Origin of the sequence: Zavarzinia sp. (assembly GCF_049306435.1) — a bacterium.
GTDB lineage: Bacteria > Pseudomonadota > Alphaproteobacteria > Zavarziniales > Zavarziniaceae > Zavarzinia.
Genome location: NZ_JBAQRT010000291.1, coordinates 1 through 4476 on the forward strand (window position 1 = coordinate 1; position 4476 = coordinate 4476).

A 4476-nucleotide genomic window follows, 5' to 3' on the forward strand; every position below is an offset into this window, starting at 1 on the left:
CCCCACGCCCATCTCGTCGACCGCCGCGTGCGCGAGGCGCGCCGCCTGCTGGCCCGGGGCACGGCCCCGGCCGAAGCCGCGCTCGCCTGCGGTTTCTGCGACCAGAGCCACCTCAACCGTGCCTTCAAGGCTCGCATCGGCGTCACGCCGGGCCAATATCGCCGCGCGAGGGGTTGAATTATCCGGCGACGGCCCGTTTCAGGTCCGCCACGGTGACCATCAGCGTCATCGGATCGAGCGGCGAGGGATCGAGCCCCATGGCCTGATAGAAATCGCGCGCCTCGGGCGACAGAGCATGGACGAGCATTCCCCGGATGCCGACCACGTCCGCGGCCTGCAAGACCCGTAATCCGGCGTCGCGCAACAAGGAACGGCCAAGATTTCTGCCCTGCCACTGGCGATCGACCGCAAGTCGCCCAAGCACGATGACCGGCACGGGATCCGGCGTGTTGCGCCTGAAACGTCCGGGGGCCTCCTGTACCCTGACCGCACCGGCGGCGAGCGCGTAATAGCCGACGACCATCGCGCCATCGCAGGCGACATATGTTCGCGAGGCCCCGGCAGCATGGTTGGCGCGCGCCCGCCGCTTCAGCCAATCGTCGAGGGATGCCAGACCGCAGTGAAACGCCGCCAGCTCGTGTCCATCGGCAAGAGGAACGGGGGCCGTAAGGCTCACGCCGCATCCCAGGGGGCGGGCGTGTTCATGGTCCGCTTCAGCCGATCGTTATCCTGGACGGGGGCGTCGAGCCGGGCGAGGAAAGCCAGATAGGTCTCCTCGCTGACCGTGAAGATCGTATGTTCCGCCAAGGTTTCCTCGGCGGCCCTGCGGGAAGCATCGAGCACGAAATCGGTGCGCGTCTTGCCCAGAACCTCGGCGGCGCGGTCGATCAGGCCCCGTAATTCGGGTCTTATGCGGATATTGAGAGATTCTCGTGTGGATGAGCCGGTCATTGCACACCTCCAGAGAGCAATCCTAACACGCTGTAACGACATTGTCGTTACGGGTTGCGGCCCCGAGCGTCACTTTCATCCAAGACCGATCCTGTCCGCCGTGGGAACAGTCGGCGGCCGAGAAGCGCCGGATGCCCCGATGACCGTCACCTCCACCGACACCTCCCCGACTGAATTCCGCGACGGCCTGGTGGCTACCTTGCCGGCGATCGTCGCCGCCGTGCCCTTCGCCGTGCTGCTGGGGGCGCTGTCCGGCGACAGGGGGGTGTCGGTCGCCGAAATGGGCTTGATGTCGGCGCTGGTCTTCGCCGGGGCATCGCAATTCGTCGCGCTCGACGGCTGGGGCGTGCCGCCGGTCTGGTGGCTGCTGGGGCTGACCGCCCTTGTCGTCAACCTGCGCCATGCCTTGATGAGCGCGTCGCTGGTCCGCCATCTCGGGGCCTTCCCGCGCTGGGGGCGGGTGCTGGCGCTGCTGTTCATGGTCGACGAGGCCTGGGCCTTCGCCGAGGCACGGGCGGCGACCCGGCGCCTGACCCCGGCCTTCTATGCCGGGATGGTGGTGCTGTTCTATCCGTGCTGGGTGCTGGCGACCCTGGCGGGCGCCCTCGCCGGCAGCCTGATCGAGGATCCGGCGGCGCTTGGCCTCGACTTCACCTTCATCGCCATTTTCGTCGTGCTGGTCGCCGGCTTTCGCCACCGGCCGCGCTTCTTCGCCGTGGTCGCGGCCAGCGTCGGGGCCTCCGTGCTGACCGATCTGCTGCTGCCCGGCGCCTGGTCGATCATGGCCGGGGCCGGCGCCGGGATGCTGGTCGCCGCTTTCGGTTCCGCTGGCGGCGAGGGGAGAGCATGAGCATTTCGCTGGACGCCCTGCTGGCCATCCTCGCCATGGCCGCCGCCACCATGGCCTGCCGGCTGGCCGGTCTCGTCCTGCCGACCCCTCTGATCGGGACGGGGCGCCTTGCCCGGGCTTTCGACGCCATGCCGGTCGCCATCCTGTCGGCCATTCTCGCGCCCCTGCTGCTCACGCGCGGACCGGCCGATGCGTTGGCCGGGGCGGTGGTAATCCTCGCCGCCGCGCGGCTGCCGATGATCGCGGTGATCGCGATCGGGGTCGGTGCCGCGGCGGCGTTCCGCGCCCTGTTCTAGGCACTGCCTGCCCTGCGCCCGGCGCAATCGTGCGCGGCGCCATTAGCGGCTATCGTTTGCGGCCCAAGCAGGGAGGCAAGAATGATCGAGCTTTACTACTGGCCGACGCCCAACGGCTGGAAGATCAGCATCATGCTGGAAGAATGCGGTCTGCCCTATGCGGTGAAGACCGTGAATATCGGCAAGGGCGAGCAGTTCGAGCCCGCCTTTCTCGCGATTTCGCCCAACAACCGGATGCCGGCCATCGTCGACACGGCGCCGGCGGATGGTGGGGCGCCGATCTCGGTCTTCGAATCGGGGGCGATCCTGCAATATCTCGGCCGCAAGACCGGCAAATTCTATCCCCAGGACGAGCGCGGCCGGGTCGAGACCGAGCAATGGCTGTTCTGGCAGATGGGCGGCCTCGGCCCCATGGCCGGCCAGGCCCATCATTTCCGGCAGTACGCGCCCGAGAAGATCGACTACGGCATCAACCGCTACACCAACGAGGTCAACCGGCTTTACGGCGTCATGAACAAGCGCCTCGCCGACCGGCCCTTCCTCGCCGGGGAGTATTCGATCGCCGACATGGCGGCCTGGCCCTGGGTCGTGCCCTACAAGAATCAGGGCCAGGATCTGAACGACTTCCCGAACCTGAAACGCTGGTTCGAGACGATCGAGGCCCGGCCCGCGGTGCAGAAGGGGTTCGCCGTCGGCAAGGAGCTGCGGAAGCCCATCACCGACAATGAAGAAGCCAAGAAGGTCCTGTTCGGACAGAAAGCCCGCCCATGAGCGATACGATCTTCGAAGCGGTGACCGACGACGAGGTCCGCGCCCTGTTTCCGGTGATTTCCCAGCTTAGGCCCCATCTCGCGGGGCCGGACGATCTGCTGAGCCGGGTCAAGCGGATGCGGGCGGATGGCTTTCGCCAGATCTGGCGCGCGGGCGAAGACGGTACGCCCGTCGCCGTGGCCGGCTTTCGCATTTACGAGACGCTTTACGCCGGGCTGAAACTCTATGTCGACGATCTGGTGACGACCGAGGCGCGGCGCGGCCTCGGCGACGGCACGGTGCTGATGGACTGGATGGTGGCGGAAGCCAAGGCCAAGGGCTGCACCGAACTCGATCTCGATTCCGGCGTCCAGCGTTTCGCCGCCCATGGCTTCTATTTCGCCAAGGGCCTGCATATCGCCAGCTATCACTTCAAGCGCGCGGTCTGACCGGCGCAAGGGGCGGGGGCATGAGGACATTCGACGACATCCTTGCCCTCGCCGCCGCCCGCAAGGGCGGTAGGGTGGCGCTGGAAGCCCTGCTGGCAACGACGCCGTCCCGGCCGCCGGCCGAGATCGCGGCCCTGACCGACGACCGCATCCTGGCGGCGATGACGCGGCGGATCTTCGCCGCCGGCTTCTCGATCAAGGTGATCGACGGCAAATGGCCGGGTTTCGAGGCGGCTTTCGACGGCTTCGATCCGGGGCTTTGTGCCCTGATGTCGGACGATAAATTCGATGCCCTCCTGAAGGATACGGGCATCGTGCGCAACGGCGCCAAGATCAGGGCGGTGCAGGTCAACGCCCAGATGTTGCTGGACTTGGCAAAAGAGAGCGGCACCGCCGCCCGCGCCTTCGCCGAATGGCCCGATGGCGATTACATCGGCCTCCTGGACCTGTTGAAGAAACGCGGCGCGCATCTGGGCGGCGACAGCGCCATGCGTTTCCTGCGCGATATCAGCAAGCCCGCCTTCATCCCGACGCCGGACGTGGTGACCGCCCTGATCCGCGAAGGCGTGATCGCCAAGGCCCCCGGCGGCAAGAAGGATTTCGCGGCGATCCAGGCCGCCTTCAACCGCTGGTCCGAAGAGTCCGGCCGCGACCTGACGGCGATCAGCCGGACCCTGGCGATGAGTGTCGGCGACTGACCCATCGTCATGCCGGCGAAGGCCGGCATCTCGCGTCGGCAAGGGCGCTTCATTCGTCAAAAGGCCCCTGCGCCGGGGCGACGAGCCTTACCGCCCTTCCCACGAGCCGACGATGCGGTAGATCGCCTTGATCCGCGTGCAGTCGATGGGAAATTCGCGGGGCGAGGGGCTGAATTCCTTCAGCCAGAGTTCATGGTCCGACTGGCGCAGGAACTGCTTCACATAGGCTTCGTGGTCGCCCAGCTCGACGACGACGAAACAGCCGCGCACCGGCGGCAGGTTGGGGTTCACGAACAGGAGATCGCCGGCCTGGAACTTCGGCTCCATCGAATCGCCGACGGCGTAGACGGCGAAGGCATTGGCGACACCGGCCAGCTGGGCCGGGCGATAGACATGCTCCAGCGCCTGCCCCTGATCGACGAACAGCGCATTGGCGCCGCCTCGCGCCGCGCCGCAGACCGGCAGGTCGCGCGCCGGCTGGC

Annotated in this window: 9 protein-coding genes; 6 read left to right on the forward strand and 3 right to left on the reverse strand. The window is 67.2% G+C overall.

Annotated features, from left to right (window positions below; all coding sequences use genetic code 11):
• A partial coding sequence (locus WAZ62_RS16210; RefSeq protein WP_422644582.1) for a helix-turn-helix domain-containing protein occupies window positions 1-177 on the forward strand: 177 nt, incomplete at its 5' end.
• Between the two features lies 1 nt (window position 178).
• Here the strand turns inward: WAZ62_RS16210 and WAZ62_RS16215 are convergent.
• Together WAZ62_RS16215 and WAZ62_RS16220 are read right to left on the reverse strand one after the other, a co-directional pair.
• Window positions 179-676 (reverse strand): GNAT family N-acetyltransferase, encoded by a 498-nt coding sequence (locus WAZ62_RS16215; protein WP_422644574.1) that lies wholly within the window; start codon window positions 674-676, stop codon window positions 179-181.
• Window positions 673-951 (reverse strand): DUF1778 domain-containing protein, encoded by a 279-nt coding sequence (locus WAZ62_RS16220; RefSeq protein ID WP_422644575.1) that lies wholly within the window; start codon window positions 949-951, stop codon window positions 673-675. The genes WAZ62_RS16215 and WAZ62_RS16220 overlap by 4 nt, the downstream gene beginning before the upstream one ends.
• A 139-nt stretch (window positions 952-1090) precedes the next feature.
• Between WAZ62_RS16220 and WAZ62_RS16225 the strand changes: the two genes are divergently transcribed.
• The 5 genes from WAZ62_RS16225 to WAZ62_RS16245 all read left to right on the forward strand — a co-directional run bounded on the left by WAZ62_RS16225 (window position 1091) and on the right by WAZ62_RS16245 (window position 3994).
• Window positions 1091-1801, forward strand: coding sequence for an AzlC family ABC transporter permease (locus WAZ62_RS16225; protein WP_422644576.1), 711 nt, complete (start codon window positions 1091-1093; stop codon window positions 1799-1801).
• Window positions 1798-2097: an AzlD domain-containing protein gene (locus WAZ62_RS16230; RefSeq protein ID WP_422644577.1), complete on the forward strand. Its 300-nt coding sequence runs from the start codon at window positions 1798-1800 to the stop codon at window positions 2095-2097. Before WAZ62_RS16225 ends, WAZ62_RS16230 begins: the two co-directional genes overlap by 4 nt.
• An 81-nt stretch (window positions 2098-2178) precedes the next feature.
• Window positions 2179-2868: a glutathione S-transferase N-terminal domain-containing protein gene (locus WAZ62_RS16235; RefSeq protein ID WP_422644578.1), complete on the forward strand. Its 690-nt coding sequence runs from the start codon at window positions 2179-2181 to the stop codon at window positions 2866-2868.
• Entirely contained in the window at window positions 2865-3296 is a 432-nt protein-coding gene (locus tag WAZ62_RS16240; protein WP_422644579.1) for a GNAT family N-acetyltransferase, read from the forward strand. The genes WAZ62_RS16235 and WAZ62_RS16240 overlap by 4 nt, the downstream gene beginning before the upstream one ends.
• Window positions 3297-3316: 20 nt before the next feature.
• On the forward strand, window positions 3317-3994 hold the full coding sequence (locus WAZ62_RS16245) for a DNA-3-methyladenine glycosylase I (RefSeq protein WP_422644580.1): 678 nt from the start codon (window positions 3317-3319) through the stop codon (window positions 3992-3994).
• 87 nt (window positions 3995-4081) lie between these two features.
• Here the strand turns inward: WAZ62_RS16245 and WAZ62_RS16250 are convergent.
• A partial coding sequence (locus WAZ62_RS16250) for a S24 family peptidase (RefSeq protein ID WP_422644581.1) occupies window positions 4082-4476 on the reverse strand: 395 nt, incomplete at its 5' end.

Bases quoted from the DNA above. Each gene is read 5' to 3' on its own strand.
- WAZ62_RS16230 (WP_422644577.1), top strand. From the start codon at position 1,798: ATGAGCATTTCGCTGGACGCCCTGCTGGCCATCCTCGCCATGGCCGCC.
- WAZ62_RS16240 (WP_422644579.1), top strand. From the start codon at position 2,865: ATGAGCGATACGATCTTCGAAGCGGTGACCGACGACGAGGTCCGCGCC.
- WAZ62_RS16245 (WP_422644580.1), top strand. From the start codon at position 3,317: ATGAGGACATTCGACGACATCCTTGCCCTCGCCGCCGCCCGCAAGGGC.
- WAZ62_RS16225 (WP_422644576.1), top strand. From the start codon at position 1,091: ATGACCGTCACCTCCACCGACACCTCCCCGACTGAATTCCGCGACGGC.
- WAZ62_RS16220 (WP_422644575.1), bottom strand. From the start codon at position 951: ATGACCGGCTCATCCACACGAGAATCTCTCAATATCCGCATAAGACCC.
- WAZ62_RS16235 (WP_422644578.1), top strand. From the start codon at position 2,179: ATGATCGAGCTTTACTACTGGCCGACGCCCAACGGCTGGAAGATCAGC.